Source organism: Pseudomonas sp. BB438 (assembly GCF_057180225.1).
Genome location: NZ_CM170001.1, coordinates 4,934,221 through 4,959,956, shown reverse-complemented (window position 1 = coordinate 4,959,956; position 25,736 = coordinate 4,934,221). Strand labels below are relative to the sequence as shown.

The window sequence follows — 25,736 nt, the reverse complement described above, 5'->3', positions numbered from 1 at the left end:
AAGGATGCATTATTCCGTTCGGCGCGGTTCAGGCCAACCCCGTTTCGTCATTCGCGCACTTCATCTAAGCCTTTGGAACATCTGAAAATTTTTTTCATCCGGGGGCTTGCCAGGCTCAAATGTCCTCCGTAGAATGCGCCCCACTTCGAGACGAAGGGTGATTAGCTCAGCCGGGAGAGCATCTGCCTTACAAGCAGAGGGTCGGCGGTTCGATCCCGTCATCACCCACCACTCGAGGTCCGACGCAGCGGTAGTTCAGTCGGTTAGAATACCGGCCTGTCACGCCGGGGGTCGCGGGTTCGAGTCCCGTCCGCTGCGCCACAATTCGAAAAGCCCTCAGGTAGCAATGCCTGAGGGCTTTTTTCTTCGCCCGCGTTTTTCCCTTCGAAAGTTGTCACGCGGGATCACAGTGATTCCGTGCTGGCCGTCTGACTTATCTTGTTAATTTTCTTATAAGTTTGCTGTGGGAACTTCTCCCTCGGTAGTGGTTCCTATTGCCCATAGCCACTGGCCACGAGCGCCTGATAAGCTCGCGGCTTCATTACTTCAGCCATGACGGCGCACAGACAAGGATTCAGCATGAAACAACATCGGTTGGCGGCAGCGATCGCGCTGGTCGGCCTGGTTCTCGCGGGCTGCGACAAACAGGCCGCCGAGGTGGAACTCAAGACTCCTGCGCAGAAAGCTTCCTACGGCATCGGCCTGAACATGGGCAAGAGCCTCGCCCAGGAAGGCATGAGTGACCTGGATTCCAAAGCCGTCGCCCTGGGTATCGAAGACGCCGTTGGCAAGCAGAAGCAGAAGCTGACCGACGAAGAGCTGACCGAAGCTTTCTCCGCCCTGCAGAAGCGCGCGGAAGAACAGGTGGCCAAGAAGAATGCCGAGGCCCTGGAAGCCGGCAAGAAATTCCTCGAGGAAAACGGCAAGCGTGAGGGCGTGGTCACCACCAAGTCCGGCCTGCAGTACGAAGTCGTGAAGAAAGCCGACGGTGCTCAGCCCAAGGCCACCGACGTCGTTACCGTTCATTACGAAGGCAAGCTGGTCGATGGTACGGTCTTCGACAGCTCCATCCAGCGCGGCAGCCCGATCGACCTGCCGGTTGGCGGCGTGATCCCGGGTTGGGTCGAAGCCCTGCAACTGATGCACGTTGGCGAGAAGATCAAGCTTTTCATCCCGAGCGAGCTGGCTTATGGCGCCCAGAGCCCGAGCCCGACCATCCCGGCCAACTCGGTCCTGGTGTTCGACCTGGAACTGCTGGCCATCAAGGACCCGAACCAGCCCGAAGCGGCTGAGGCTCCGGCCGAGCAGCCCAAGCAGTAACTGAGTACCTTCGTACCAGTGAAAACGCCCCGTCACCCACGGGGCGTTTTCGTTTGTGCGGCAAGCGCTCTGGAACGGCGTGCTGACCGTCGGGTCTGAAAGGGAGTAACCTTGCGCCCGGTGTTACCCTTATGCACATATTTGACGCAGCTGAAACAATGTCCTCCCCTTGACATTGACGCGCCCTTCGCCTAGCCGCAACTGCATGATTTTTAACGCATTTGTAGGGGTGAACAAAAAATCGCCGATCTGTCTGCAGCCCTCATGGATCGGGCGTTTGGGCGATATCGAGGGTGACTTTCAACAGAGTTATCCACAGGAAAGGTGGATAACCTGAATCCACCCTGTACGAATCTTCCTATCGAGGTGAATCGATGAAAATGCCTCCGGGATTTGATCGCTTCCTGAAGCTCGCCAGCCGCTTCATCGCCGGCGGCCGAGTGCCCGCCCTACTGTTCGCCGTGGCACGCAAGAGCGGGCGGGTGAAGCTGGCCAAGACCGATCTGAAGCTGCTGCAGGAACTGCTGGTGGCCTGGGTGCGCGGCGACTACCGTGGTATCAGCTCACAGGCACTGGTTTCCGTCGTGGCGGCGCTGCTGTATTTCCTCTCGCCGGTGGACCTGATACCTGACTGGCTGCTGGGAGTCGGCTTCCTCGATGACCTGGCGGTACTGGCGTGGGTGATCCGCCGCTGGCAATCGGAGATCGATGCCTTCAAGGTCTGGCGTGACGCGCAGGGCGTGGAGACCCGCGAAGCCCTGAAGCAGCTGCCGCCGCCGGAAGCGATTCAACGTCTCTGACGCAGGCGCGCATTCTGCTCGCCGAGCAGGCGCTGGATGGAGCCGTCATCCACCATGGCCTGCAGCACGGCATCCAGCCGTTCGGCGGGCAGCGGTAGCGCCGGTCCGTACGAGCAATAGATCGAGTAGCGCTGCACGCTGCGTTGGCTTATCGCTATGGGCAGGTTGCTGTGCTGCGCAAGGAGAAACTCCAGCGGCCGGCGCATGTCGATCAGCGCGCCGAGGCGGCCGGCTTCGAGCATGTGCAGGCGGGTATCCAGATCGCGCACGTCGGCCCGCTTCACGCGACCTTCAGCAAATGCCTGCATGAGCGGGGCTGGGTAGACATAGCCCAGGCTGGTGCCGATACGGACATCGTGCAACAGCGCAAGGTCCTGCACCGGCGGCGCATCCGCCCGCTGGGCGAGGGCGTCTTCTTCTTCGAACAGGCTCGGCGACCAGTGCAACTTCTCCGGCGCTTTCATCCACTGCGGATTGTTGATGCACAGCAGGTGAATCGCCCCCTGGGCGAGCGCGGGTTCGGCACGCTTGTCCGGCGTTTCGACGAAGCGAACATCGAGCCCCAGGCGCTGTCCGACGCTTTCGCCCAGATCGCGAATGAAGCCAGGTGCCAATTCATGGTCGATACTTTCTGCGTAGGGCATGCCGTTGCTTGGCGAATAGCCCCAGCGCAGTTCCTCGGCGCCGCACAGGGCGCTGGCCAGGCATAGGCAGAACGGAAGGAAGCGCTGCAAGTCGGTCCCCATGTCTGGTGGCGAGAGGCGGTGCGCAGTATAGCCGGCACAGGCGCGCATCAGGCTGTTAAGATGGCCGCCTGCAAGGAGTGTTGTCATGAACGTTCAAGTCATCATGCGTGACGGCGAAGCGGAGTACGCCGTGGTTCCATGGGCCGACTATCAGGCCCTGCTGGCAGCCGCCGGCCGGGGTGTCGCCCAGGTCGTCAAACCCGCCGCCGCCCCGGCACTCGATGAGAAGCCGGATTGGAAAGCACTGCGCGAAGCCCGTGGCTTGTCCCTCGAAACGCTGGCGCGTTCGGTGGGAATCAGCCCGTCCTACCTGGAACTGATCGAGAACGGCGAACGCGAAGCCAGCGACGCCATCCAGCATGGCCTGCGTCGTGCCCTGGGCACTGGGGAGTCCGCTTCTTGAGCGTGCAGATCAGTCGCAAGCATTGGGAAGGCCTGCTCGGCGAGCTGGAAGACGCCCGCCGCCAGCGCCATCTGCTCACCTATCGGGCGCTGATCGAGCGCCTGCAATTGCCGACCCCGGCCATGACCGTGCTGACCGCCGCGCTGGAGCACCTGGCGGCGCTGGATGCCCGTGCTGGCCGACCGCTGCGCAGCTCCCTGGTGATCAGCCAGGGCGCCAGCCGCCTGCCGCGAACTGGTTTCTTCGAGCACGTCGAGCGCCTGGGCCGCTTCTCCGGTGCGCCGGACGGCCCTGCCGCCGCCGGTTGGCATGCCGCGGAAGTGGTGCGTGTGTTCGAGTTCGAGTACCCCGAGGAGCTCTGACGTGGCAACGCCCCGCGAGGTGTTCTGGCGCTTGCGTGCGCGTCTGAGTTACGCCGTGGCGCGGCGCCTGATGGGCTGGCCGTGGATGGTGCGCCAACCGCGCTCCTGGGCTTGGATGCAGGGCCAGTTCTCGCGCATGGCAGCGCTTGGCGATGTGGAGGCGCAGGGCTTCTACGGGCACCTTCTGCTGTTTCGCGGACAGGGTTTCGGCGCCCGCGAGGAAGGCCTGCGTTTGTTGCGTCTCGCCGCCGCGGCCGGTGATCACAAGGCGGCTTACCAGCTAGGCGTGCAAGCGCTGAAGGGGGATACCCGCCACGCCGGAGATGCGCAGGAAGCGGCGCGTTATTGGGCGCAAGCCGCCGAGGCGGGGCATCCGCTGGCGGCGCGCAAACTGAGTGAGCTGTATCGCAGTGGCGGGCCCGGTCTCGAGCCCGATGAAGCCCAGGCCGAGCGTTACGAAACGCGCGCCCGACAGCTGGGCCTCTGATTCACTCCGCGGTGAGGATGTGCAGGCTGTAGCCGGGCATGTTCTTCGCGTGTCGCTTGGCCTCCGACGCCAGCCCCGCCAGTTGGCTGGCATCCAGGCGCTGCCCGGCGCCGCTCTTCACGTGCACCACGCCGATCGACAGTGACAGCAGCGGATATTCCTCGCGCCGGCCCTGGCGGTTATGCGCGACGAAGCACCCTGCATCCAGGTGTTCTCTGCTGTAGAAACGCCGGCATTGGCCCTGGAAATCCTCCAGCAGGTGATTGAGCCGTTCGCGCCAATCCTGCGTCCCCAGCACCAGCATGAAGTCGTCCCCGCCGATGTGGCCGACGAAGTCCCGCGTCGGGTCCACGCGCTCGCCCAGGCACTGAGCCAGGCACAGCAGGACTTCATCGCCACGCGCATAGCCGTAGAGATCATTGAAGGGCTTGAAGCTGTCGATGTCGACGTAGCACACCACCGCTTCGCGCCCCTGTTGCAGCAGCCGCGCCAGGCACTGCTGGATAGGCACGTTGCCCGGTAGCAGGGTCAGCGGATTCGCATGGCGGGCCTGGCGGATCTTCTGTTCGGTGATCAGCTTGAGTACGTCGATCACCCGGCCCAACCCCAGATAGCGGCCGTTCAGGGTGATGATGAAGTCTTCCTCGATACGCTGCCGTGCGCGGCTGGTCAGCAGGCGGCTGACCTGCTGCAGCGACTGGCTGCGCTCCACCGCGAGGAAATCGTCGCTCATCAGCCGGCTGATCGGCTTGCGCGCATACAGCTCCGGCGCGAACGGCTTGAGCAGGGCATCGGACAAGGCATGTCGATGGACGATGCCCACCGGCTGGTCGTTGCGGTCGAGCACTGCGAGGGAGTTCAGGTTCGCCTGGGCGCGGAAAGCCTCCAGCACATCGCCGATGGGGGTACTGTCGCGCACCGCAGGTTGTTCCAGGAGCAGCGGTTCGAGGTCGGATTGTTCTTCCGCGAGCAGTGCGCCGGCACTGTCCACTTCCGGCAGCAGGGCGCGGGCGTCGCGCGGCGGTATTTCGTTTGGGCGCCCGAGCAGGTAGCCCTGCACCAGGTCCACGCCCATCTCCGAGAGCACGGCCAGCTCTTCCGGAATCTCGATGCCTTCGGCGATCACCTGGGCGCGGGAAGCATGGGCCATCTTCAGTATTGACCCGACGAACTCGCGCTTCACCGCATCCAGGTGGATGCCCTCGATGAAGTGGCGGTCGATCTTCACGTAGTCGGGGCGCAGTTCGGACCACAGGCGCAGGCTGGAATAACCGGCGCCCAGGTCGTCCAGGGCGATGGAGAAGCCCATGGCGCGGTAGTGGTGCAGCGCCGTGTCGAGCAGGGTGAAGTCCTCGATGGGGGTCTGCTCCGTCAGTTCGATCACCACGTCGCTGGGCGAGATACCGAAGGTCTGCAGCAACTGCAGGGTCCGGCCGGGCTGGTGGGTCGGCTCCAGCAGGGATTCCGGCGACACGTTGAGGAACAGTTTGCCCTCCAGTTTCAAGTCGCGGAAGCGTGCGCAGGCCTTGCGGCGGCACAGCAGCTCCAGCTGGCTGAGGCGGCCGCTGCTGCGAGCGATGCTGAACAGTGGCAGGGGGGAGTGCAGGGGGCCGTTGGACGGTCCGCGGGTGAGGGCTTCGTAGCCCACCAGGCGCCTTTCCGAAAGCGACAGGATGGGCTGGAACAGGCAGTGCAGGTCGCCGTGAGCGAGGATCTGGTCCAGGGCGCTCAACTGCTCGGTGACGGTCATGACGGTTCTCGGTGGCTGTAAACGCAAAGGGCCGGTTTCCCGGCCCTGTGCATTTCACGACAGCGTCATGACTGTTTGATTACACCTGATCAGTGTTTCGCGACCTGGGAGTCCAGATTCAGATAATCAATCAGGATATGCCCGGACTCGGTAAGGTAGGCGTCGTCCTGCGGTTTGGTCTTGTCCTCTTCCGGCAGGGCGTTCTCGTCTTCCTTCTTCAGCTCCTTGAGCGGCTCCTGGCCCTTGGATTTGCGCAGGGCATTCTCCATCGCCAGTTGACGGTTCTCGATGCTGGTCTGTTGGGCGCGACGCTTGGCTTCGTTGAGGCTGACGGTCTTCTCCTTCATCAATTCCTGAGCCAGTGCGAGACGTTCGCGGGCATAGACGAAGTCCGCGTTGTGCTCGGTGCGCACGTCGTGGCGGGTGCGCAGTTGGTCGAGGAACGGTTTGAACGGATCGGCCTGGGCCTTCAGGGCAGGCTTGATGGTGTCCCACGGCATGGAGTCGGGCAGGGCGCTCTCGCCGATTTCCTTGTCGTCGACGATGGACGGGTAGCTGATGTCCGGGATCACGCCCTGGTGCTGGGTGCTCTGGCCGGAGACGCGGTAGAACTTGGCCAGGGTCAGCTTCAGCTCGCCATGGTTCAGCGGCTGGATGGTCTGCACGGTACCCTTGCCGAAGGTCTGGCCGCCGACGATGAGCGCGCGGTGGTAGTCCTGCATGGCGCCGGCGAAAATCTCCGATGCCGAGGCGGACAGGCGGTTGACCAGCACGGTCATCGGGCCGGTGTAGAAGGCCTTGCCTTCGTCATCGTTGAGGACGTCGACACGGCCGTCGCTGTTGCGTACCAGCACGGTCGGACCCTGGTCGATGAACAGGCCGGTCAGCTCGGTGGCTTCCTGCAGGGAGCCGCCGCCGTTGTTGCGCAGGTCGATGACGATGCCGTCGACCTTGTCCTTCTGCAACTCGGCGATGAGTTTCTTCACGTCGCGGGTAGTGGACTTGTAGTCCGGATCGCCTGCGCGGTAGGCCTTGAAGTCGAGGTAGAACGCGGGCACGTCGATGATGCCCAGCTTGTAGTTCTTGCCTTCGTGGTCGATGGTGATTACCGACTTCTTCGCCGCCTGATCTTCCAGCTTCACCGCCTCACGGGTGATGGTGACGATCTTGCTGGTCTGGTCGTTCGGCGCATTGGTGGAAGGAATCACTTCCAGGCGGACCTGCGAGCCTTTCGGGCCGCGGATCAGCTTGACCACTTCATCCAGGCGCCAGCCGACCACGTCGACCATCTCGCCCTTGCCCTGGGCGACGCCGATGATCTTGTCGGAGGTGGCGATCTGCTTGCTCTTCTCGGCGGGGCCGGCCGGTACCAGGCGCACGACTTTCACGTAGTCGTTGTCGCTCTGCAGTACGGCGCCGATACCCTCCAGCGAGAGGCTCATGTTGATGTCGAAGTTTTCCGCGCTGTCCGGCGACAGGTACTGGGTGTGCGGATCGTAGGTCTGGGCGAAGGCGTTGATGTAGGCCTGGAAGATGTCTTCGCTGCGGGTCTGTTCCAGGCGCATCAGCTGGTTCTTGTAGCGCTTGGTCAGTTGTTCCTGGATGGCCTTGTTGTCCTTGCCGGCAATCTTCAGGCGCAGGACCTCGTCCTTCACCTTCTTGCGCCACAGGTCGTCCAGCGCGGCGCTGTCCTTGGCCCAGGGCGACTTCTCACGGTCGATTTCAAGCGACTCGTCGGTGGTGAAATCCATCTTGTCGACACCCTTGTTCAGGGTCGCCAGGGCGAAGTCCAGGCGCTCCTTCAGGCGGTCGAGGTGACGCTTGTAGATGGTGAAGCCGGGCTCCAGTTCGCCGCTCTTCAGGAAGTCGTCGAACTGGGTGCGCCAGGGGGCGAACTGGTCGATGTCGGCCTGGGTGAAGTACATGCGCGCCGGATCGAGAGTCTTCAGGTAGCTGTCATAGATCTTTGCCGAGCGCTCGTCGTTCAGCGGCGGCTTGTTGTAGTGGTGACGCTTGAGCAGCTCAACGATGTTGAGACTGGCGATCACCTGGTCCCGGTCGGGTTGCAGGCCGTCCCAGACATTCGGGCTGCTGGTCGCCGCGAACGAGGAAAAGGCAGTTGCGCCAAGGATGAACAACAGGGCGGTACGGGGCAAAAATCGCTTCATGCTGATTCGACTGATCGCGGAGTTATGACGCATATTAGGCCTTCTTTGGCGGCGCCGGGTTCAATCGCAGGTGAATTCGGCGCGAAGAAAGGGCCCGACCTTACGGATCGGGCCCTGCAAGGTCACTATGGAGGCACCGTGAACGCATTGCAAGGCATCGAAGGGCGAGTGGAGTGGGGCGAACGCCCGAAGCCGACTTGTGCACAAGGACAGATCCGTATCCAGGTCGCCGCCGCGGGACTCAACCGCGCTGACCTCCTCCAGGTGGCCGGCCTCTACCCGCCGCCGCCGGGGGCGAGCGACATCATCGGCCTGGAATGTTCCGGCGTGGTGAGCGAGGTTGGCGCGGGCAGTACCTGGCAGGTTGGCGACCGCGTCTGCGCGCTGCTGGCCGGTGGCGGTATGGCCGAGGAAGTGGTGGTGGACGAGCGCCATGCGCTGCCGGTTCCCGCCGGCCTCAGCCTGGCCGAGGCCGCTGCGCTGCCCGAGGTGTACGCCACCGCCTGGTTGAATCTGTTCATGCTCGGCGCGCTGCAACCCGGCGAAAAAGTACTGCTGCACGCGGGCGCCAGCGGCGTCGGTTCGGCCGGCATCCAGCTGTGCAAGGCCTTCGGCAGCCCGTGCTGGGTCAGTGTCGGCTCTGCCGATCGTCTGGCTTATTGCGAGGCGCTCGGCGCCGAGGGCGGCGTGTTGCGGGGGGAGAGCCTCGAATCCCTTCGGGATTTCGCGCCGTTCGACGTGATTCTCGATCCGGTGGGCGCCAACTACGCCAAGCTTGATCTGGAAATCCTCGGCCGTGACGGTCGATGGGTGGTCATCGGTCTGATGGGTGGTCGCAAGGCCGAGCTGGACCTGGCCCTGCTACTGGGCAAACGTATCCAGCTGATTGGTTCGACCCTGCGCTCGCGCGATGCCGACTTCAAGGCACAACTGATCGCCGAGCTGGGGCAGAGGGTCTGGCCGCTGTTCGAGTCCGGCAAGCTGAGTCCGCAACTGGAGCGCACCTTCCCGGTACGCGACGCGCAAGGAGCGTTCGATGCCCTGGCAAGCAACCAGGTGCAGGGCAAGGTAGTGGTGCTGATCGACGAGAGCCTGAGCTGACCCGCTTGCGCCATGGAAAAGGGCCGCATCTGCGGCCCTTTTTTCAGGTGAAACGTCACTTCCAGTTCAGGACGTCCCAGCCCATCTTCTGCGCATGTTCCAGCAGCACCGGATCGGCGTTCACCACGTGCGGCTTGCCCACCAGTTTGAGCAGCGGCAGGTCATTGCGCGAGTCGGAGTAGAAGTGCGCCTCGGCCAGCGGGCTGTCGTCACCCTCGAGCAGGTCGAGCAGGCGCAGGACCTTGCCCTCGCGGTAGGTGAGCACGCCCACGGTGCGGCCGGTGTAGTGGCCGTCGACCACTTCCAGGTCGATCGCCAGCACTTCGTCGATGCCGATGCGCTCGGCGATGGGCTGGACCAGGTGCACGCCCGAAGCGGAGATCACCAGCGGGCGATCGCCGGCCTCGCGGTGGCGGGCGAGCGTGCTGCAGGCGTCGCTGTGGATCAGCGGCTCGATCACGTCTTCGACGAAGGTGCCGACTTCCCGCTCGATCTCATCCACGCTGCGCCCGGCCATCGGCTCCAGAGCGAAGGCCATGTAGTCCTCCATGGGCAGCTTGCCCTGCGCGTACAGCGCCATCAGCTCGGCGTCGCGCTTGAGGAACGACTCCGCGTCCACCCAGCCCAGATCGGCCATGCGCTGGCTCCACAGGCTCGCGCAGTCGCCGTCGATCAGGGTGTCGTCGAGGTCGAATATCACCAGGGCCATCAGGCCACCTCCCGAATGCTTTCAATGTCGATGTGCAAGCCGAGCTCGGTGCCGGCCGGGTACAGGCGCTCGGCGCTGCGGTTGAGGACGTCCACGGTCAGCTCGACGCCGCTGGCGTCGACCCGGTAGCGGATCACGTTGCCCAGCAGGCTGTGGGAGAGTACCCGAACCGGGATGCCTTCGCCCGGCTCCACGCTCAGGCGCAGGGACTCGGGGCGGATCGCTACCTGTTGGCGGAACGGTCGGTCCAGCAGTTGGGTGGCCTGGCCCGCGTCGAGCAGGTTGTAGTTGCCGATGAAGCCGGCGGCGAAGGCGTTTTCCGGTGCGGTGTAGAGGGTCTCGGCGTCACCACTCTGGACAATGCGCCCGGCGTTCATCAGTACGATGCGGTCGGACAGCGTCAGTGCTTCTTCCTGGTCGTGGGTGACGAACACCGTGGTCAGTTTCAGCTCCTGCTGGATGCGCCGGATCTGTTCGCGCAGGTGTTTGCGGATGCGTGCGTCCAGCGCCGACAGCGGCTCGTCGAGCAGCAGCAGGCGCGGGCGAGTGACCAGCGAGCGGGCCAGGGCGACACGTTGGCACTGGCCGCCGGACAGCTGGTGCGGATAGCGCGCCGCCAGCGGGCCGAGCTCGACCATCTCCAGCGCCTCGCGCACGCGCTGGGTGGATTCTGCCGCCGGCACCTTCTGCATGCGCAGGCCGAAGGCGACGTTCTGCTCCACCGTCATGTTGGGGAACAGCGCGTAGCTCTGGAACACCATGGCGATGCCGCGCTTCTGCGGGCTTTTCGGCACGATGTCCTCGCCGTCCAGCAGGATGCGCCCGCTGTCCACCGCGGTGAGGCCGGCGATGCAGCGCAACAGCGTGGATTTGCCGCAGCCGCTGGGGCCGAGCAGGGTAACGAACTCACCGCGCTCGGCGGCGAAGTCGATGTCCTGGAATACCGTGGTGGTGCCGTAGCTCTTGTTCAGTGTCTCGACGCTGAGGAAGCTCATGTCAGGTCTTGTCCTTGTTCAGGCGATTTGCCGCCCAGGTGAGCAGCAGGACGAAGAGGAAGTAGGAGACCACCACCGCGCTGGTGTAGTGGCCGCTGCTGTTGCGCATGTTGTTGAGGAACACCTGCAGCGTCTCGTAGCGGGTGCCCACCAGCAGGTTGGCGAAGACGAACTCGCCGATGAGGAAGCTGAAGGACAGGAACAGCGCCACCATCAGGCCTTTGCGCAGGTTCGGCAGCACCACCAGCAGGGCGGCCTGCCAGGTGCTGGCGCCGAGCAGGTGGGCGGCGTCCATCAGGTCGTGCAGGTTGATTGCCTGCAGGTTGTTGCTGATCGCCCGGTACATGAAGGGCAGGGCGATGGTGAAGTAGCAGCCGATCAGGATCCATGGCGTGCCGACGATGGGCACCGGACCCGAAGCATAGAGTTGCAGCAGGCCGACCGACGACACCACCGGCGGCACCGCGAAGGGCAGCAGGATCAGCACGTTCATCAGCGCGTCCAGGCGCGGGAAGTAGTAATGGATGACGAACATCAGCGGCAGCACCAGCACCACGCTCAGGATCAGCGCGCCGAAGCACACCAGCAGCGACTGGCCGAAGGCGACGAGGAAGCGCGGGTCGCTCCAGAGCGTCAGGAGCCATTTCAGGGTCAGCCCGTCCGGCAGCACGCTGGCGCTCCACGAGGTGGCCAGCGAATAGAGCAGGGTGGCCGCCAGCGGCACCAGCAGGATCAGGAACAGCGCATAGACCACCACGCGGTGGTACAGCGGACTAGCGTTTCTGGACATGGTAGCTCCGGCGCAGCAGCCACTGGTGGGCCAGGGTAATGATGCTCATCAGGCCGACCAGCACCATCGCCAGCGCGCTGGCCATGTTCGGGTCGAGGAACACGTCGCCCGAGACCAGCCCGGCAATGCGGATCGGCACCACGTTGAAGTTGCCGGTGGTCAGCGAGTACACCGTGGCGTAGGCGCCCAGGGCGTTGGCCAGCAGGATGACGAAAGTGCCGAGCAGCGCCGGCGTCAGCACCGGGATGCCGATGTGTCGCCAGAATGCCCACTGGCTGGCGCCCAGCAGCGCCGCGGATTCGCGCCAGTCCTCGCGCAAGGCGTCGAATGCCGGGTAGAGCAGCATCACGCCCAGGGGAATCTGGAAGTAGGTGTAGAGGATGATCAGGCCGGTCTTCGAGTAGAGGTTGAAGTCCTGGATGATCCCCGCCTGCTTCAGCAGCAGCGTGATCGCGCCGTTGAAGCCCAGGATGATGATGAACGCGAAGGCCAGCGGTACCCCGGCGAAGTTGCTGGTCATGTTGGCGAAGGCCATCACGAAGTCGCGCAGCTTGCTGTCCACCTGGCGCAGCGAGTAGCTGCCGAGGATGGCGATGAACAGGCCGATCAGGCTCGACCACAGCGAGATTTCCAGGCTGTAGCGGATCGCCTGGAGGTAGAAGGGCGAGCCGAATATCTCGCTGAAGTTGGCCAGGCCCCAGCCGTCGCCGGTGCGCACGCTGTTGATCATCACCCACAGCAGCGGCGCGAGCTGAAAGGCGAAGAAGAACAGCGCGAAGGGCAGCAGGCAGAGCAGGGCGAAGAGTTTTCCGGTGTTCGATCTCATGCCTTGAGCAACTCCCGGCAGACCGGTTTGTCGTGGGCGACGCCGAGCATTTCGCAGAGCGTGCCGCAGAGTTCGACCTGGCGCGGGCGCGCCTGGCCATCGAGGCTGAACGCTTCGCCGAAGACGAACAGCGGTACCTCGCGCTCCTCGGCGAGGATGCCGCCGTGGCTGCGGTCGTCGTTCATGCCGTGGTCGGCGGTAACCATCACCTGGTAGCCGGCGGACAGCCACTGGTGCAGGTACTCGGAAAGGATGATGTCGACGTGCCGCGCGCTGTTGCGGTACTGCGGCGTGCCCAGGCCGTGCTTGTGGCCGGCGTCGTCGATGTTCATCGGGTGCACCAGCAGGCAGTTCGGTGCATGCCGGCGGCGCAGCGACTCGGCATCGGTGAACAGGTGCGAGTCGGGGTAATGGTCGGTCCAGTAGAAGTGGCCGTGCTGGATCGGCAGGGATTGGTCGTCGGTATGACGGTCGCGCGCGGGATCGAACGGCGTGCGGTTATACAGCTCGCTGACCCAGTGGTAGGCCGCCGCCGCAGTCGTCAGGCCGGCGTCGCGGGCGTAGTGGAACAGGCTGCGCTGGTTGGACAGCCGCGACACGTCGTTGTGCAGGATGCCGCTGTCGATGGGGCGCACGCCGGTGAGGATGCATTCGTAGAGTGGACGGGACAGCGAGGGCAGCTCGCATTCGAGCCGGTAGAGCTGGCCGCGGCCGGCGTTGCACAGGGCCTGCAGGTGGCCCATGCAGTCGTGGGCGACGCTGTAGTTGAGGCCGTCGAGGACGACCAGGATGACGTCGTGGCGCATGGGGCGGGGCCTTCGTCAAACGCGGCCGCCCCGGCGCGAACCGGGGCGGCTGGGCGTCATTGCATGTTGATGATGACGTTTTCCTGCCACATGCGCGGCAGACGCTTGGAGGTCTCTTCCCAGGCCTTGGCGTCCTTGATCGGTTGGGCCTTGGCGTACTGCTCGTTGGGCAGCAGCTTGGCCTTCACGTCGGCCGGCAGGGTGAGGTGCTCGGCGCGGATCGGCCGGGCGTTGCCCTTGGCCAGGTTGATCTGGCCGGCGTCGCTGAAGATGTACTCGCGGGCCAGCTTGGCGGCGTTCGGGTTCTTCGCGTACTTGTTGATGATGGTGGTGTAGCCGGAGATCACCGAGCCGTCGGAGGGGATCAGCACCTCGAAGCGGGCCGGGTCGATCTGGTCGCGGTAGCTCAGGCCGTTGAAGTCCCAGACGATGCCGACTTCCACTTCACCCTTCTCCAGGGTGTTGATCACCGGGTTGGTCAGCGACAGGCGGCCCTGCTTGGCCAGCTGGGCGAAGAACTCCAGGCCCGGCTTGATGTTCTTCTCGTCACCGCCGTTGGCGATGCTCGCGGCCAGTACGCCGTTGACCGCCTGGGCCGCGGCGCTGACGTCACCGATGGTGACCTTGTACTTGCCCTTGAGCAGATCGGCCCAGCTGTGCGGGACGTCCTTCACCAGCTGCTTGTTGACGATGAAGGCAATGGTGCCGGTGTAGGCGAGCGCCCAGTGGCCGTCCTTGTCCTTGGCCCATTCCGGGACCTGGTCCCAGGTGCTGGGCTTGTAGGGCTGGCTGACGTCCATCTGCAGGGCGATGGGGCCGAAGGCAGCGCCCACGTCACCGATGTCGGCGCTGGCGTTTTCCTTCTCGGCCTTGAACTTGGCCAGCTCCTGCGCCGAGCTCATGTCGGTGTCCATGTGCTTGAGGCCGTACTTGCTTTCCAGGTCCTTCCAGGTGTCCTTCCAGTTCGCCCAGCTGTCGGGCATGCCCACGCTGTTGACCTGGCCTTCCTTGCGGGCGGCGGCTTCCAGCGATTGCAGATCGGCGTTGGCCGCCATCGCGAGGCCACTGCCAATGGCAATGGCCGATCCCAGCAGTGAAGCAAGCAAGCGTTTCATTCGGTGCTCCTTCGGATGAAGTTCAGTGTTTTCAAGCGTGGTCTAGATCAGCAAGACGCAGGCCAATCTAAGCGGGGCGGATGACAGTTTGATGTAAGCCCCAGGCGCGCCGGCCTTTCCGTGAGCGGCCGGCGGGTCGTCGCAGAAAAGCGTAGACCATCGGCAATGCCCTGATCCGCCTGGTCTACGCTGGTGTCGTTAACTGGCATGGGCGGTGCTTGAAAGATCATTGTCACCGGACGGTCATCGGGCTTTCCTAGGATGGCCGCACCCCGTCGGGGGAAAGAAATGCCCTGTTCTGGGGCTGGACTAGTCCAAAAGAGGGAATCGAATGCGCGATACAGCGCTACCCACGGTCACCGCGATCTGCCGCGCACTCATCGAGCAGATCGACAGCGGCCTGCTCAGCGCCGGCGGCAAGCTGCCGGCCGAGCGCAAGCTGAGCGAGCTGTTCGACACGACGCGGATCACCCTGCGCGAGGCGCTGGGGCAACTGGAGGCGCAGGGGCTGATCTACCGCGAGGAGCGTCGCGGCTGGTTCGTCTCGCCGCCGCGCCTGCTGTACAACCCGCTGGTACGCAGCCACTACCACGCCATGGTGGAAGGGCAGGGCCGGGTGCCGGCGACCGAGGTGCTGTCGGCTCGGCAGGTTCCCGCCAGTGCGGCGATCTGCGAGCTGCTGGAATTGCCGGCGCTGTCCAGCGTCTACCAGATCCGCCGGGTGCGGCGGGTGGACGGGAGGCTGGTGCTCTACGTCGAGCACTACCTCAACCCGGCCTACTTCCCGGGCATTCTCGACAGTGACCTGACCTGCTCACTCACCGAGCTGTATGCCAGTCGCTACGACATCCGCTACGGCCGCGTGCGCTTCGACATGGTGCCTACCGCGCTGCACGGCGAGGCGGCCAGCGTGCTGCGGGTCGCCGAGGGCAGCCCCGCGCTGCGCATCACCCGCATCAACGGCGACCAGCACGGTCGCATCATCGATTGCGACCTGGAGTTCTGGCGGCACGATGCCATCCACGTCAGTGTGGAAGTGCCGGACTGAATCGGTAATCAGCTGCAGGAGCGCGCCATGTGCGCGATCACGGACATGGCCCGCTCCTGCAGGGGGAAATCAGCGATCCGGGTTCCACTCGGGATAGGCGGGAATCCCGTCCTGCGCCAGCCAGGATCGGTCGTGGGAGACCCAGATATGCCGCGCCGGTCGCGTGCCCGGATCGTCGTCCAGGCTGGCCACGCGCACGATGACGTGAGGCTGGCCGGCGCGCTCGGCGATCAGCTGCGTCCCGCAGCGCGGGCAGAACTTGCGCAGTTTGCCCGGGGACGATTCGTAGGCTGTCACCTTGTCCTCGCCGCGGGTCCAGCGAAAGTGCTCGCGCATTACCCCCGCGGTGCTGGCGAAGGCCGCCGAGTGCGCCTTCTGGCACGTCCGGCAGTGACAGTGGCCGATGGGCATGTCCAGGCCGTCGATCTCATAGCCGATGTCGCCGCACAGGCAGCTTCCGTTGAACGGCATGGCGGGCTCTCCTCGAAGACGCTTCAGAATAAAAAACGCCCGGCGGGGCCGGGCGTTCGGGTCAGGGCAGGTCGGCGCTGTCGTAGAAGGCGCTGAGTACCTTGGCCAGGTAGTGCAGGTCCTGGCTGCCGGCCAGCTCGCGGATGGAATGCATGGCGAACGTTGGCAGGCCGATGTCTACGGTGCGCACGCCGATCTGGCTGGCGGTGATCGGGCCGATGGTGGAGCCGCACCCCATGTCGCTGCGGGTGACGAAGCTCTGCACCGGCACTTCGTTTTCCAGGCACAAGTGGCGGAAGAAACCGGCGGTCTCGCTGTTGGTGGCGTAACGCTGGTTGCTATTGATCTTGATCACCGGGCCGCCATTGAGCTTCGGGCCGTGGTTGCCGTCGTGCTTGTCGGCGTAGTTCGGGTGCACGCCGTGGGCGTTGTCGGCGGAGACCAGCAGCGAGCGCTGCACGGTGCGGGTGAAGGCGTCGCCCTCGGGCAGCAGGCGGCGCAGCACCTGCTCCAGGAATGGGCCGTCGGCGCCACAGGCGGAGCAGGAGCCCACTTCCTCGTGGTCGGTGCAGACCAGCACGCCGCTCTGCTCGTCGCTGCTGCCCAGCAGGGCCTGCAGGCCGGCGAAGCAGGACAGCAGGTTGTCCAGGCGGGCGCCAGCGATGAAGGCCTGGTCCAGGCCGATCACGGCGGCGCGCTGGGTGTCGTAGAAGCTCAGTTCGTAGTCGAGGATGGCGTCGGCGGTGATGCCGTGCTCCAGCTGAAGCTGTTCGCCGAGCAGGTCGCGGAAGTCACGAGTCTCGCCGGCGGCGACCTGGGCGAGGATCGGCGGCAGTTCGGTCTGCGCGTTGATCGACCAGCCGAGGTTGGCCTCGCGGTTGAGGTGGATCGCCAGGTTCGGGATCACCGCGATGGGCGCCTTGAAGTCGATCAGCTTGCTCTCGACCTTGCCGGCCAGGCGGAAGGTGACGCGCCCGGCCAGGGACAGGTCGCGGTCGAACCAGGGGGCGAACAGCGCGCCGCCGTAGACTTCGACACCCAGCTGCCAGTACCCGCTGCGTACCAGCTCGGGGTTCGGCTTGACGCGCAGGCAGGGGCTGTCGGTGTGCGCACCGACCAGGCGCAGGCCGTTCTCCAGCAGCGGCGCGGTGCCAAGCTTGAAGGCGATCAGCGAGGAGTCGTTACGGGTGACGTAATAGCGACCACCGCCTTCGGTGCGCCAGGCGTCGCGCTCGTCCAGGCGCTGGTAGCCGGCTTCTTCGAGACGAAGGGCGAGGGCCTGGGTGGCGTGGAAGGGGGTGGGGGAGGCCGCGAGGAAATCGATCAGGCCCTGGTTGAGTTCTGCACGCATGGGTAACTCCGGACAGCGAATGGCCGGAAGTTTAACGTAAATGCGGGAATCTGCGGCCAGGGTAGCACCACTGCAGGAGCGCCTCATGGGCGCGATCGCGGGCGTGGCCCGCTCCTGCAGGAACGTGCGCGGTCAGAACGGCGCAGGCGACGCGAAGCGCAGGCGCTCGCCGGTCTGCGGGTGGGTCAGTGCCAGCATGCTGGCATGCAGGCACAGGCGATCGCGCTGGGCCAGGGCCTCGCCTTCGGCGTACAGGCGGTCGCCCAGCAGCGGATGGCCGATGCTCAGCATGTGCACGCGAAGCTGGTGCGAGCGGCCGGTGATCGGGGTCAGTTCGACGCGGCTCCAGTTGCCGTGGCGTTCCATTACGCGCCAGAAGGTCAGCGCATGCCGGCCCTGCTCGAAGTCCACCACGTGGCGCGGCTTGGTCGGCGGGTCGTAGCGCAGCGGTGCCTCGATGCGGCCGCTGTCCAACTCGGGTTCGCCCCAGCACAGCGCGGTGTAGGCCTTCTCGGTCTCGCGGTCGTGGAACTGGCGGGACAGCTCGCGGTGGCTGTCGGCGTCGCGGGCCAGCACGATCAGGCCGGAGGTTTCCCAGTCCAGGCGGTGGACGATGCGCGCCTCCGGGTAGCCGTTCTCCTGCAGGCGGGTGATCAGGCAGTCCTTGTTGTCGTCCGCGCGGCCGGGCACGGAGAGCAGCAAGGTGGGCTTGTTCACCACCAGCAGGGCGGCGTCCTCATGGACGAATTCGATCTGGGAAAGCGGCATGGAAGCTCGTACGCGAAATAAGTGAGACAGAAACGACTGCGGCGGCCGAGGCCGCCGCAGGTTCACCCGGGTCGGATCAACGCTCCGGCAGGGTGATGTTGAGTTCCAGGATCGAACAGCTGCCCTGGTTGGCCAGCTCGACCTGGACTTGTTCCTGGTCGATGGGCACGTATTTGCGGATCACTTCCAGCAGGTCTTTCTGCAGCTGCGGGAGGTAGTCCGGTTGCGAACGGTTGCCGCGCTCATGGGCGACGATGATCTGGAGTCTTTCTTTCGCGATGGATGCGCTGTTTTGCGACTTCCGGCTGCGGAAGAAATCTAAAAGGCTCATTCACGTCCTCCGAACAGTCGTTGCAGGAATCCTTTCTTCTGCACGTCGAGGAAACGGTGGGGCATTTCTTTGCCCAGCAGTCGCTCGACGGCGTCGCTGTACGCCTGGCCGGCATCGCTTTCTTCGTCGAGGATGACCGGTACGCCCTGGTTGGATGCCTTGAGCACCGCCTGGGATTCCGGGATCACGCCGAGCAGACGGATGGCCAGGATTTCCTCGACGTCTTCGACGCCAAGCATTTCGCCCTTGGTGACGCGCTCGGGGTTGTAGCGGGTCAGCAGCAGGTGTTCCTTGATCGCGTCCTCGCCTTTCTCGGCGCGGGCGGATTTGCTGGCCAGCAGGCCCAGCATGCGGTCGGAGTCACGGACCGAGGACACTTCCGGGTTGGTCACGACGATCGCCTCGTCGGCGTAGTACATGGCCAGGTGGGCACCTTTCTCGATGCCGGCCGGGGAGTCGCAGATCACGTAGTCGAAGGACTGCTTGAGCTCTTCGATGACCTTGCCGACGCCTTCCTGGGTGAGTGCGTCCTTGTCGCGGGTCTGGCTGGCGGCGAGCACGAACAGGTTCTCGAGGCGCTTGTCCTTGATCAGGGCCTGGGTCAGGGTCGCTTCGCCGTTGATGACGTTGACGAAGTCGTACACCACGCGGCGTTCGCAGCCCATGATCAGGTCGAGGTTACGCAGGCCCACGTCGAAGTCGACGATGACGGTCTTGTGGCCGCGCAGGGCCAGGCCGGTGCCGATGGCTGCGCTGGTGGTGGTTTTACCGACGCCACCCTTACCGGAAGTGACTACGAGGATCTTGGCCAAGGTGATTCACCCCAAAGAAAAAACGAAGAATTCTGGTCCCTGAAAGTCGCGGCAGTATCCGTTAAAGGCGGGTGATGTTCAACACGTCACCCGACAGGCTGACGTGCACCGCCTGGCCCCATTGCGGACTGCGTCGCAGGTCTTCGGCGACCTTGTAATTACCAGCGATGGACACCAGTTCGGCGGCCAGTTGCTGACAGAAAATACGTGCGCTCGTATCGCCCTTGACGCCGGCCAGGGCGCGTCCGCGCATCGGACCGTACACATGGATATTGCCGTCGGCGAGAAGTTCCGCACCCGGGCTGACGGGGGCGAGGACGATCAGGTCACCGCCGGCGGCATAAATCTGCACGCCACCGCGTACCGGGGTCGTCACCAGCTTGGTCGGGCGAACCACCGGCGCCGGCGGCTCGGCCGGTTTCTCGGGGGCGGCTTCGGCTTCCTTGGCCGCTTCCGGCGTTTCGGGGGTTGCCCCAGCCGCCACGTCGGTCGGTTTCCCGGCGTTGGCCTCGGTGGGCTGCTCGGCCGGCTTCTCTGTCGTTTTCTCGGCTTGCACGCCAGCGCCGGCGGCCTGCTCGACCACCTTCTCGGAAAGTTTCTCGCCACGCGGCCGTCGTACCGGGGCTGCACCGGTCACCTGCGGGAGCGTGTCCTTGGGCTCGACTGCACGTTCGCGGGCGGAGCCGGACGGTGGAAGCACGGGGATATCGAACATGGTGGCCAGGCGGATGTCTTCCTCGCGGCTGGCGCGGATGGCCAGGGTGCGCAGGCCGTGGCGGCGGCAGATGTCCAGCACGCCTTGCAGGTCGAGCTGGCCTTCGCCGTCGGGCAGCTTGTCCAGTGCCAGCACGAGCGGGGTGTCGCGGAAGAAGTTGGGCGCCTGGGCGACCTTGTCCGCGAGCTGGCGCTCCAGACGCGGCAGGTCATTGTGGGCCAGTTCCAGAACGGTGACGGCCAGCATGCTGCCCTTGAGCTGGAATACGGGATCGTGGTCGAGAAGGTCGGCTTGGCTCATGGTCAGGCTGCATCACTAAATGGTGTGGACTTATAACGGAGCGCCCCGGCAGCCGCAAGCGTGGCTGAACGCCAGGGCGCGAAGGCGGGCACGGCATGCGCCGGCAAGGTAGAATGTCGGGCTTTGACGTTGCCGGAAAGTTCCATGGACCGCCCCACCTTTCGCCGTGAGTTCCTTCATCCCCGCCACTGGCCGCTCTGGCTCGGCCTCGGTGTGCTCTGGTTGGTGGTGCAGTTGCCGTACCCGGCACTTCTGGGCCTGGGGCGCCTCCTGGGTGCGCTGATGTACCGCGTGGTCGGCAGCCGCCGAGCGATTGCCGCGCGCAACCTGGAACTGTGCTTCCCGGAACTCTCCGCCGCCGAGCGCAAGCGTCTGCTCAAGGAAAACTTTGCGTCCACCGGCATCGCCTTCTTCGAGATGGCCATGAGCTGGTGGTGGCCGAAGGCGCGACTGGCCAAGCTCGCCCATATCGAAGGCATCGAGCACCTGAAAAAGGCCGAGGCCGAAGGCAAGGGCGTGATCCTCATGGCCATGCACTTCACCACCCTGGAGATCGGCGCGGCGCTGCTCGGCCAGGTGCAGACCATCGACGGCATGTACCGCGAGCACGACAATCCGGTGTTCGACTTCGTCCAGCGTACCGGTCGCGAGCGCCACAACGCCGACGCCACCGCCATCGAGCGTGAGGACGTGCGCGCCATGCTCAAGGTGCTGCGCGCCGGCCGCGCCATCTGGTATGCGCCGGACCAGGACTACGGCATCAAGCAGAGCCTGTTCGTGCCGCTGTTCGGCATCCAGGCCGCCACCGTCACCGCCACCACCAAGTTCGCCCGGCTGGGCCGCGCGCTGGTGCTGCCCTTTACCCAGTCACGGCTGGCGGACGGTTCCGGCTACCGCCTGACCATCCATCCGCCGCTGGAAGACTTCCCCGGCGAGAGCGAGGAGGCCGACTGCCTGCGCATCAACCAGTGGGTGGAAAGCGAGATTCGCCGCCAGCCCGAGCAGTACCTCTGGGCACACCGCCGCTTCAAGAGTCGCCCCGAGGGCGAGCCGAAGCTCTACGAGAAGAAAAAGTAGGTCGGGGCGGACTACTCTGGAAACGACGCGACAAGGACTTCTGCCGTGACCGACTCCGCCACTCCAGCGCAGCTATCACCAGCCGTTACAGGCCTGATCCTCTCCGGCGGCGGTGCACGGGCGGCCTACCAGGTCGGCGTGCTGGCCGCCATTGCCGAATTGCTGCCCGAGGGCGCCGAGAACCCCTTTCCAGTGATCGTCGGCACCTCTGCCGGCGCCATCAACGCCGTCGGGCTGGCCTGTGGGGCGTTGTCCTTCACCGGGGCGGTGGAGCGATTGACCAAGGTCTGGAAGGGCTTCCGCACTGGCCAGGTATACCGCGCCGACTGGCCCGGCGTGTTCAGCCAGGCCTTCAAGTTCCTCGGCCACAGCCTGCTCGGGCTGGGCAAGCGCGAGCCGGTGGCACTGCTGGACAGCACACCGCTGCGCTATCTCCTCGAGCGTGAGCTGGACCTGTCCGGCATTGCTGCCGCCGTGCGTCGTCGCAACCTGCGTGCGGTCGCCGTGACCGCCTTCGGTTACGAGTCCGGCCAGGCGGTGACCTTCTACCAGGGGCGCGCCACCATCGATCCCTGGCTGCGCCACCGGCGCATCGGCGTGCCGACGCGCTTGCAGATCGAGCACCTGCTCGCCAGCTCGGCCATCCCACTGCTGTTTCGCCCGGTGAAGATTCTCCGCGAGTTCTTCGGCGACGGCGCGGTGCGCCAGCAGGCGCCGATCAGCCCGGCGCTGCACCTGGGCGCCAACCGTGTCCTGGTGATCGGTGTCAGCGGCAACCCGACACTGGGCAGTGCCAACGAGCAGGTGGCCAACTACCGCACGGGCCAGCCGCCGAGCCTGGCGCAGGTGGGCATCCATCTCTTGAACAGCACCTTCATCGACAGCCTCGAAGGCGATATCGAACTGCTGCACCGCATCAACTTCCTCAGCTCCCTGGTGCCCGAAGAGGCGCGCCGGGCGACGCTGGGGCTGGCGCCGGTCGACGTGCTGCTGATTTCGCCGAGCAGGCCGCTGGACGAGATTGCCGCGCAGTACCGCCATGAGCTGCCGAAGGCGCTGCGCCTGTTCCTGCGCGGGCCCGGGGCGACCAAGGCGAGCGGAGCGGGGGTGCTCAGCTATCTGCTGTTCGAGCCCGGCTACTGCAATGCGCTGATCGAACTGGGTTATCGCGATGCCATGGAAAAGCGCGCGGAGATCGCGCGCTTTCTGGGGATGGAAGACTGGTCGCTGTAATCTGGGTGACTGGCTCCCGGATGAAAAGCAGGGAGCTGGCGGGGACTCAGACGGCGAAGACGCCGTCGCGGTAGTCACGCAGGGCCTGCTCGATTTCCTCGCGGCTATTCATCACGAACGGACCGTACTGCACGATCGGCTCATCGAGCGGCCTGCCGGCCAGCAGCAGGACGCGTGCCCCCTTGTCGCTGGAGAGCTGGATCTCGTCGCCCTGACCCAGGCGCACCAGGCGGTTGGTGGCGACGGTTTCGTCGCCGCGCTCGCCCGGCACCTGCAGCGAACCTTCGTAGACGTACAGCATCACCCGATGGCCTGCCGGAATGCGCGGCGCCACGAAGGCGCCTGCCGGCAGCACCAGGTCGTAGTAGTGCGGCTCGGTGCCGGGGCGCTGCACGGCGCCGTCGATGGCGGTCTCGCCGTCATCGAAGCGACCGGCGATCACGGTCACGTCCACGCCTTGGCTGGTCGTCACGCGGGGCACGTCTTCCGGTTCGATGTCGCGGTAGCCGGCCGGGGACAGCTTGTCCTTCGCCGGCAGGTTCAGCCACAGCTGGAAGCCGCGCATGGTGCCCTCCACCTGCTCGGGCATCTCGCTGTGAATGATGCCGTGGGCCGCGGTCATCCACTGCACGCCACCGGGCTTGAGCAGGCCGGTATTGCCCAGGTGGTCCTCGTGGCGCATGCGCCCTTCGAGCATGTAGGTCACGGTCTCGAAGCCGCGGTGCGGGTGCGCCGGGAAGCCGGCGATGTAGTCATCGGGATTCTGCGTGTCGAACTGGTCGAGCATCAGGAATGGATCGAAGCGTTCGATGCCGGGGCCGCCGATCACGCGCGTCAGGCGCACGCCGGCGCCGTCGGAGGCCGGGTGGCCGATGTGCTGGTCGATCACGGTACGTAGACGGGTCATGGGGACCTCCTTGATCTGTGAATGGAGATCATCCTAGTCCCAAATGATGGATAAATGGTTGCGAGTTTTTCAGTCTAGCTATCGATTAAATCGATTGGTTAATGAAGGAAAAACCGCCGCCCGAAGGTGGCGGTTCCGGGTCACTCCTGGATCTGCAGGCGCCGGGCTTCGGTGTAGAAATAGCGCAGTTTTTCGTACTCGAAGGGCGTGTTCATCTGCCCGTAGCGGAAGCTGTTGCTGTAGCGCTTGTCGATGATTTCCAGGACCGGCAGCTCCCAGTAGTCGCTGCTCAGGTCCGAGTAGTCCAGGTAGTTCACTTCGCGGGCGGCGACGAAGTCGGTGACCAGCCCGCCAGTGTCGCGCAGGTTGGACGGGCCGAGGATCGGCAGCATCAGGTAGGGACCTTCCGGTACGCCCCAGTAGCCCAGGGTCTGGCCGAAGTCCTCGCTGACCTTCGGCAAGCCCATGGCGGTCGCCGGGTCCCACAGGCCACCGACGCCGAGAATTGTGTTGAACAGCAGCCGCGCGGTGCTGTTCGCCGCGCGCTCGACCTTGAGCTGGCCGACGCTGTTGAGCAGGGTTGTGACTTCCCCCAGGTTGCCGAAGAAGTTGCTCACGCCCATGCGTACGAAGCGCGGGGTGACGTACTCGTAGCCGTGCACCACGGGCAGGAACACCCATTCGTCGAAGCGGTAGTTGAAGTGGTAGACGCGGCGGTTCCACGACTCCCAGGGGTCGTAGACGTTGAGGGCGTCGAAGGTGGCGCGCTCGAACTCGCGCTGGTCGAGGCCGGGGTTGAATTTCAGCGCATCCAGCGGGTGCTTGAAGCCGTCTTCGTCCGGTGCCATGTCGAAGGCAGTGGAGGTCGGCGTGTGTACCGGGCGCGGTTCCTCGGCCTGGGCGAGGCCGCAGGCCAGCAGCAGGGCGAGGGTCCAGGAGTGGCGAAGTGGCATGGAGTCAGTTCCCTGTCTGCGCGGTGGCGATGCCTGTGGCCGAGGCATTCTGTCCCTTGAAGAAGTCCAGCATGTCCTGGGCGTTCACGCGGTAGTTGAGGTTGCCGCAGTGGCCGCCGCGCGGGTAGAGCGTCAGGCGGTCGCCGAAGGTGCGGCGCAGGAAGCCGATGTCGCCCGGGCCGAGGATGACGTCGTCGGCGTTGTGCATGACGGCGACCTTCGGGCTCTCCTTCAGGTAGTCCTGGACACCGTAAAGGCTCACCTGGTCGATGAGCTGCGGCAGGCTGCCGCCGTCGTACTTGGCGCGCCACAGCGGCATCAGCTGCTCCGTCATGTAGCACTCGAAATCGCACTGCATGGCGCGCTTGAAGAAGGGCGTCAGGCTGGTGCCTTCGGTGATCGGGTACTTGGGCGGAGTGATCAGGCCGCGGCGGTTGATCAGGTCCGAGGTGAAGGCGATGTCGGCGGAGGAGAAGCGGAACACCGCGCCGATCAGCATGGCCATCTCCTCGTTGGAGAGGTGCTGCTTGGATTGCTGCAGGTCGAAGAGGAAGGCGTCGTTGAGGTCGACGTAGCCTTTCTGCTCGAAGTAGCGGGTCAGCTTGGCCAGCACCACCTGGTAGAAGGTGTTGGTGTCGTTGATGCCCTTGACCTGGGTCTGCACCAGCTTGTCGAGGTTGCTCACCGAGGTGTAGAGGTTCACCGGTGGGTTGAGCAGCAGCACGCGCTTGAAGTTGAAGCTGCGACGGGTTTCATCGAGCTTGCTGACGAAGGCGGCGTGCAACGCGCCGAGGCTGTAGCCGGTCAGGTAATAGTCGGTGACGGGCAGGTCCGGGTGCTGCGCGCGCACGGCTTGCATCACGCGGTACAGGTCATCGGCGTCGTCCGGCGTGTAGCCGGGGGTGGCGATATGGGAGGCGCCGACCATGAAGTCCCAGCTGGTCGGTGAGGACAGTTGCACCACGTGGTAGCCGGCGTTGTAGAACAGGCGCTTGAGATACTCCGGGGTACTGCTGGCGTAGTTGGCGCCGGTACCGGCGATGATGAAGACCAGCGGCGCTGCATGCCGCTGCCAGGCGAGGCGGTAGTGCAGCTTCTTCACCGGCCAGAAATTGCTCGGTAGCTCGTATTCGCGCTCGGGGCGCAGCTTGAGCGCGTAGTCGGACTGACGGATGTTGTCGTCCGACGGCAGTTGCGGGCGCAACTCCGGCGGGGTGGTGGCGATGGTGGCTTCGAACGGGTTGACCAATGGGTAGCCATAGTTGGCCTGATCCACGTCGCGGGCGGAAGCGGGCCCGGCGAGTCCCAGTGCGAGGAAGCCCAGCAGGGCCGCCGCGCGGCAAAGAAATGTCATCGTATGAAGTCCTTTCAGGAGAGGCCAACTCTAGGGTG

Annotated in this window: 27 protein-coding genes and 2 tRNA genes; 11 read left to right on the top strand and 18 right to left on the bottom strand. The window is 64.9% G+C overall.

Features of this window, described 5'->3' with window-relative positions; all coding sequences use genetic code 11:
- Positions 1–155: 155 nt before the first annotated feature.
- From AC1ZV1_RS22750 to AC1ZV1_RS22735, 4 genes are all read left to right on the top strand, one after another.
- Positions 156–231: transfer RNA gene (locus tag AC1ZV1_RS22750), tRNA-Val, on the top strand.
- A 13-nt stretch (positions 232–244) separates the two neighbouring features.
- Positions 245–321: transfer RNA gene (locus AC1ZV1_RS22745), tRNA-Asp, on the top strand.
- 258 nt (positions 322–579) lie between these two features.
- Positions 580–1,320, top strand: coding sequence for a BamJ family beta-barrel-assembly machinery protein (bamJ, locus tag AC1ZV1_RS22740; protein ID WP_484293744.1), 741 nt, complete (start codon positions 580–582; stop codon positions 1,318–1,320).
- Positions 1,321–1,694: 374 nt separating this feature from the next.
- Entirely contained in the window at positions 1,695–2,120 is a 426-nt protein-coding gene (locus AC1ZV1_RS22735; protein ID WP_484293743.1) for a YkvA family protein, read from the top strand.
- Here the strand turns inward: AC1ZV1_RS22735 and AC1ZV1_RS22730 are convergent.
- Positions 2,108–2,866: a substrate-binding periplasmic protein gene (locus AC1ZV1_RS22730; RefSeq protein WP_484297609.1), complete on the bottom strand. Its 759-nt coding sequence runs from the start codon at positions 2,864–2,866 to the stop codon at positions 2,108–2,110. The two genes, AC1ZV1_RS22735 and AC1ZV1_RS22730, sit on opposite strands and share 13 nt — an antisense overlap.
- Positions 2,867–2,951: 85 nt before the next feature.
- Here AC1ZV1_RS22730 and AC1ZV1_RS22725 point away from each other — a divergent pair, with 85 nt between their 5' ends.
- From AC1ZV1_RS22725 to AC1ZV1_RS22715, 3 genes are all read left to right on the top strand, one after another.
- Complete coding sequence (locus AC1ZV1_RS22725) at positions 2,952–3,269, top strand: helix-turn-helix domain-containing protein (protein ID WP_484293742.1); 318 nt, start codon at positions 2,952–2,954, stop codon at positions 3,267–3,269.
- On the top strand, positions 3,266–3,631 hold the full coding sequence (locus AC1ZV1_RS22720) for a hypothetical protein (RefSeq protein WP_484293741.1): 366 nt from the start codon (positions 3,266–3,268) through the stop codon (positions 3,629–3,631). The genes AC1ZV1_RS22725 and AC1ZV1_RS22720 overlap by 4 nt, the downstream gene beginning before the upstream one ends.
- Before the next feature lie 70 nt (positions 3,632–3,701).
- Positions 3,702–4,118: a sel1 repeat family protein gene (locus AC1ZV1_RS22715; RefSeq protein ID WP_484297608.1), complete on the top strand. Its 417-nt coding sequence runs from the start codon at positions 3,702–3,704 to the stop codon at positions 4,116–4,118.
- Position 4,119: 1 nt separating this feature from the next.
- On the opposite strand, the gene AC1ZV1_RS22710 is transcribed toward AC1ZV1_RS22715, so the two are convergent.
- Both AC1ZV1_RS22710 and AC1ZV1_RS22705 read right to left on the bottom strand, forming a co-directional pair.
- Positions 4,120–5,868: a bifunctional diguanylate cyclase/phosphodiesterase gene (locus tag AC1ZV1_RS22710; RefSeq protein WP_484293740.1), complete on the bottom strand. Its 1,749-nt coding sequence runs from the start codon at positions 5,866–5,868 to the stop codon at positions 4,120–4,122.
- Positions 5,869–5,957: 89 nt separating this feature from the next.
- Positions 5,958–8,036, bottom strand: coding sequence for a carboxy terminal-processing peptidase (locus tag AC1ZV1_RS22705; RefSeq protein WP_484293739.1), 2,079 nt, complete (start codon positions 8,034–8,036; stop codon positions 5,958–5,960).
- A 138-nt stretch (positions 8,037–8,174) separates the two neighbouring features.
- Between AC1ZV1_RS22705 and AC1ZV1_RS22700 the strand changes: the two genes are divergently transcribed.
- Complete coding sequence (locus tag AC1ZV1_RS22700) at positions 8,175–9,137, top strand: NAD(P)H-quinone oxidoreductase (RefSeq protein ID WP_484293738.1); 963 nt, start codon at positions 8,175–8,177, stop codon at positions 9,135–9,137.
- Positions 9,138–9,192: 55 nt separating this feature from the next.
- On the opposite strand, the gene AC1ZV1_RS22695 is transcribed toward AC1ZV1_RS22700, so the two are convergent.
- From AC1ZV1_RS22695 to AC1ZV1_RS22670, 6 genes are read right to left on the bottom strand one after another with little or no spacing between them, the layout of a single operon-like run.
- The gene (locus AC1ZV1_RS22695) at positions 9,193–9,846 is read right to left on the bottom strand and encodes an HAD family hydrolase (RefSeq protein ID WP_484293737.1); all 654 of its coding nucleotides are present in this window, start codon (positions 9,844–9,846) and stop codon (positions 9,193–9,195) included.
- Positions 9,846–10,841 carry an ABC transporter ATP-binding protein gene (locus AC1ZV1_RS22690; RefSeq protein ID WP_484293736.1) on the bottom strand — a complete coding sequence of 332 codons (996 nt, stop codon included), beginning with the start codon at positions 10,839–10,841 and terminating at the stop codon, positions 9,846–9,848. Before AC1ZV1_RS22690 ends, AC1ZV1_RS22695 begins: the two co-directional genes overlap by 1 nt.
- A 1-nt stretch (position 10,842) precedes the next feature.
- Entirely contained in the window at positions 10,843–11,631 is a 789-nt protein-coding gene (locus AC1ZV1_RS22685) for an ABC transporter permease (protein ID WP_484293735.1), read from the bottom strand.
- Positions 11,615–12,457, bottom strand: coding sequence for an ABC transporter permease (locus AC1ZV1_RS22680; protein ID WP_484293734.1), 843 nt, complete (start codon positions 12,455–12,457; stop codon positions 11,615–11,617). Before AC1ZV1_RS22680 ends, AC1ZV1_RS22685 begins: the two co-directional genes overlap by 17 nt.
- Positions 12,454–13,263 carry an alkaline phosphatase family protein gene (locus AC1ZV1_RS22675; RefSeq protein WP_484293733.1) on the bottom strand — a complete coding sequence of 270 codons (810 nt, stop codon included), beginning with the start codon at positions 13,261–13,263 and terminating at the stop codon, positions 12,454–12,456. The genes AC1ZV1_RS22680 and AC1ZV1_RS22675 overlap by 4 nt, the downstream gene beginning before the upstream one ends.
- Before the next feature lie 56 nt (positions 13,264–13,319).
- The gene (locus tag AC1ZV1_RS22670) at positions 13,320–14,378 is read right to left on the bottom strand and encodes an ABC transporter substrate-binding protein (RefSeq protein WP_484293732.1); all 1,059 of its coding nucleotides are present in this window, start codon (positions 14,376–14,378) and stop codon (positions 13,320–13,322) included.
- A gap of 331 nt (positions 14,379–14,709) precedes the next feature.
- On the opposite strand from AC1ZV1_RS22670, the gene AC1ZV1_RS22665 reads away from it, so the two are divergent.
- Complete coding sequence (locus AC1ZV1_RS22665; RefSeq protein WP_054911168.1) at positions 14,710–15,426, top strand: UTRA domain-containing protein; 717 nt, start codon at positions 14,710–14,712, stop codon at positions 15,424–15,426.
- Between the two features lie 69 nt (positions 15,427–15,495).
- Here AC1ZV1_RS22665 and AC1ZV1_RS22660 read toward each other — a convergent pair whose 3' ends face one another.
- The 6 genes from AC1ZV1_RS22660 to minC all read right to left on the bottom strand — a co-directional run bounded on the left by AC1ZV1_RS22660 (position 15,496) and on the right by minC (position 20,174).
- Positions 15,496–15,897, bottom strand: a complete 402-nt coding sequence (locus AC1ZV1_RS22660; protein ID WP_484293731.1) for a GFA family protein — start codon at positions 15,895–15,897, stop codon at positions 15,496–15,498.
- 61 nt (positions 15,898–15,958) lie between these two features.
- Entirely contained in the window at positions 15,959–17,248 is a 1,290-nt protein-coding gene (locus AC1ZV1_RS22655; protein ID WP_484293730.1) for a M18 family aminopeptidase, read from the bottom strand.
- A gap of 132 nt (positions 17,249–17,380) precedes the next feature.
- On the bottom strand, positions 17,381–18,016 hold the full coding sequence (locus tag AC1ZV1_RS22650; RefSeq protein WP_484293729.1) for an RluA family pseudouridine synthase: 636 nt from the start codon (positions 18,014–18,016) through the stop codon (positions 17,381–17,383).
- A 76-nt stretch (positions 18,017–18,092) separates the two neighbouring features.
- Entirely contained in the window at positions 18,093–18,347 is a 255-nt protein-coding gene (gene minE / locus AC1ZV1_RS22645) for a cell division topological specificity factor MinE (protein WP_015478210.1), read from the bottom strand.
- A complete protein-coding gene (gene minD, locus AC1ZV1_RS22640) occupies positions 18,344–19,159 on the bottom strand; it encodes a septum site-determining protein MinD (RefSeq protein WP_017522034.1) in 816 nt (271 codons plus the stop codon). The genes minE and minD overlap by 4 nt, the downstream gene beginning before the upstream one ends.
- Positions 19,160–19,220: 61 nt before the next feature.
- The gene (gene minC / locus AC1ZV1_RS22635; protein WP_484293728.1) at positions 19,221–20,174 is read right to left on the bottom strand and encodes a septum site-determining protein MinC; all 954 of its coding nucleotides are present in this window, start codon (positions 20,172–20,174) and stop codon (positions 19,221–19,223) included.
- A gap of 144 nt (positions 20,175–20,318) precedes the next feature.
- Here minC and AC1ZV1_RS22630 point away from each other — a divergent pair, with 144 nt between their 5' ends.
- Together AC1ZV1_RS22630 and AC1ZV1_RS22625 are read left to right on the top strand one after the other, a co-directional pair.
- Positions 20,319–21,251: a lipid A biosynthesis lauroyl acyltransferase gene (locus AC1ZV1_RS22630; RefSeq protein WP_484293727.1), complete on the top strand. Its 933-nt coding sequence runs from the start codon at positions 20,319–20,321 to the stop codon at positions 21,249–21,251.
- A gap of 45 nt (positions 21,252–21,296) precedes the next feature.
- Positions 21,297–22,484 (top strand): patatin-like phospholipase family protein, encoded by a 1,188-nt coding sequence (locus tag AC1ZV1_RS22625; RefSeq protein WP_484293726.1) that lies wholly within the window; start codon positions 21,297–21,299, stop codon positions 22,482–22,484.
- Positions 22,485–22,530: 46 nt separating this feature from the next.
- Here the strand turns inward: AC1ZV1_RS22625 and AC1ZV1_RS22620 are convergent, their stop codons facing one another.
- From AC1ZV1_RS22620 to AC1ZV1_RS22610, 3 genes are all read right to left on the bottom strand, one after another.
- Positions 22,531–23,391 (bottom strand): pirin family protein, encoded by an 861-nt coding sequence (locus AC1ZV1_RS22620; RefSeq protein ID WP_484293725.1) that lies wholly within the window; start codon positions 23,389–23,391, stop codon positions 22,531–22,533.
- 140 nt (positions 23,392–23,531) lie between these two features.
- Positions 23,532–24,344, bottom strand: coding sequence for an MlaA family lipoprotein (locus AC1ZV1_RS22615; RefSeq protein ID WP_484293724.1), 813 nt, complete (start codon positions 24,342–24,344; stop codon positions 23,532–23,534).
- A gap of 4 nt (positions 24,345–24,348) precedes the next feature.
- A complete protein-coding gene (locus AC1ZV1_RS22610) occupies positions 24,349–25,698 on the bottom strand; it encodes an alpha/beta fold hydrolase family protein (RefSeq protein WP_484293723.1) in 1,350 nt (449 codons plus the stop codon).
- Between the last annotated feature and the right edge of the window lie 38 nt (positions 25,699–25,736).

Coding starts and splice junctions, on each gene's coding strand:
- bamJ (WP_484293744.1), top strand. CDS start 580: ATGAAACAACATCGGTTGGCGGCAGCGATCGCGCTGGTCGGCCTGGTT.
- AC1ZV1_RS22735 (WP_484293743.1), top strand. CDS start 1,695: ATGAAAATGCCTCCGGGATTTGATCGCTTCCTGAAGCTCGCCAGCCGC.
- AC1ZV1_RS22730 (WP_484297609.1), bottom strand. CDS start 2,866: ATGGGGACCGACTTGCAGCGCTTCCTTCCGTTCTGCCTATGCCTGGCC.
- AC1ZV1_RS22725 (WP_484293742.1), top strand. CDS start 2,952: ATGAACGTTCAAGTCATCATGCGTGACGGCGAAGCGGAGTACGCCGTG.
- AC1ZV1_RS22715 (WP_484297608.1), top strand. CDS start 3,702: ATGGGCTGGCCGTGGATGGTGCGCCAACCGCGCTCCTGGGCTTGGATG.
- AC1ZV1_RS22710 (WP_484293740.1), bottom strand. CDS start 5,868: ATGACCGTCACCGAGCAGTTGAGCGCCCTGGACCAGATCCTCGCTCAC.
- AC1ZV1_RS22705 (WP_484293739.1), bottom strand. CDS start 8,036: ATGAAGCGATTTTTGCCCCGTACCGCCCTGTTGTTCATCCTTGGCGCA.
- AC1ZV1_RS22695 (WP_484293737.1), bottom strand. CDS start 9,846: ATGGCCCTGGTGATATTCGACCTCGACGACACCCTGATCGACGGCGAC.
- AC1ZV1_RS22690 (WP_484293736.1), bottom strand. CDS start 10,841: ATGAGCTTCCTCAGCGTCGAGACACTGAACAAGAGCTACGGCACCACC.
- AC1ZV1_RS22685 (WP_484293735.1), bottom strand. CDS start 11,631: ATGTCCAGAAACGCTAGTCCGCTGTACCACCGCGTGGTGGTCTATGCG.
- AC1ZV1_RS22680 (WP_484293734.1), bottom strand. CDS start 12,457: ATGAGATCGAACACCGGAAAACTCTTCGCCCTGCTCTGCCTGCTGCCC.
- AC1ZV1_RS22675 (WP_484293733.1), bottom strand. CDS start 13,263: ATGCGCCACGACGTCATCCTGGTCGTCCTCGACGGCCTCAACTACAGC.
- AC1ZV1_RS22670 (WP_484293732.1), bottom strand. CDS start 14,378: ATGAAACGCTTGCTTGCTTCACTGCTGGGATCGGCCATTGCCATTGGC.
- AC1ZV1_RS22665 (WP_054911168.1), top strand. CDS start 14,710: ATGCGCGATACAGCGCTACCCACGGTCACCGCGATCTGCCGCGCACTC.
- AC1ZV1_RS22660 (WP_484293731.1), bottom strand. CDS start 15,897: ATGCCGTTCAACGGAAGCTGCCTGTGCGGCGACATCGGCTATGAGATC.
- AC1ZV1_RS22655 (WP_484293730.1), bottom strand. CDS start 17,248: ATGCGTGCAGAACTCAACCAGGGCCTGATCGATTTCCTCGCGGCCTCC.
- AC1ZV1_RS22650 (WP_484293729.1), bottom strand. CDS start 18,016: ATGCCGCTTTCCCAGATCGAATTCGTCCATGAGGACGCCGCCCTGCTG.
- minE (WP_015478210.1), bottom strand. CDS start 18,347: ATGAGCCTTTTAGATTTCTTCCGCAGCCGGAAGTCGCAAAACAGCGCA.
- minC (WP_484293728.1), bottom strand. CDS start 20,174: ATGAGCCAAGCCGACCTTCTCGACCACGATCCCGTATTCCAGCTCAAG.
- AC1ZV1_RS22630 (WP_484293727.1), top strand. CDS start 20,319: ATGGACCGCCCCACCTTTCGCCGTGAGTTCCTTCATCCCCGCCACTGG.
- AC1ZV1_RS22620 (WP_484293725.1), bottom strand. CDS start 23,391: ATGACCCGTCTACGTACCGTGATCGACCAGCACATCGGCCACCCGGCC.
- AC1ZV1_RS22615 (WP_484293724.1), bottom strand. CDS start 24,344: ATGCCACTTCGCCACTCCTGGACCCTCGCCCTGCTGCTGGCCTGCGGC.
- AC1ZV1_RS22610 (WP_484293723.1), bottom strand. CDS start 25,698: ATGACATTTCTTTGCCGCGCGGCGGCCCTGCTGGGCTTCCTCGCACTG.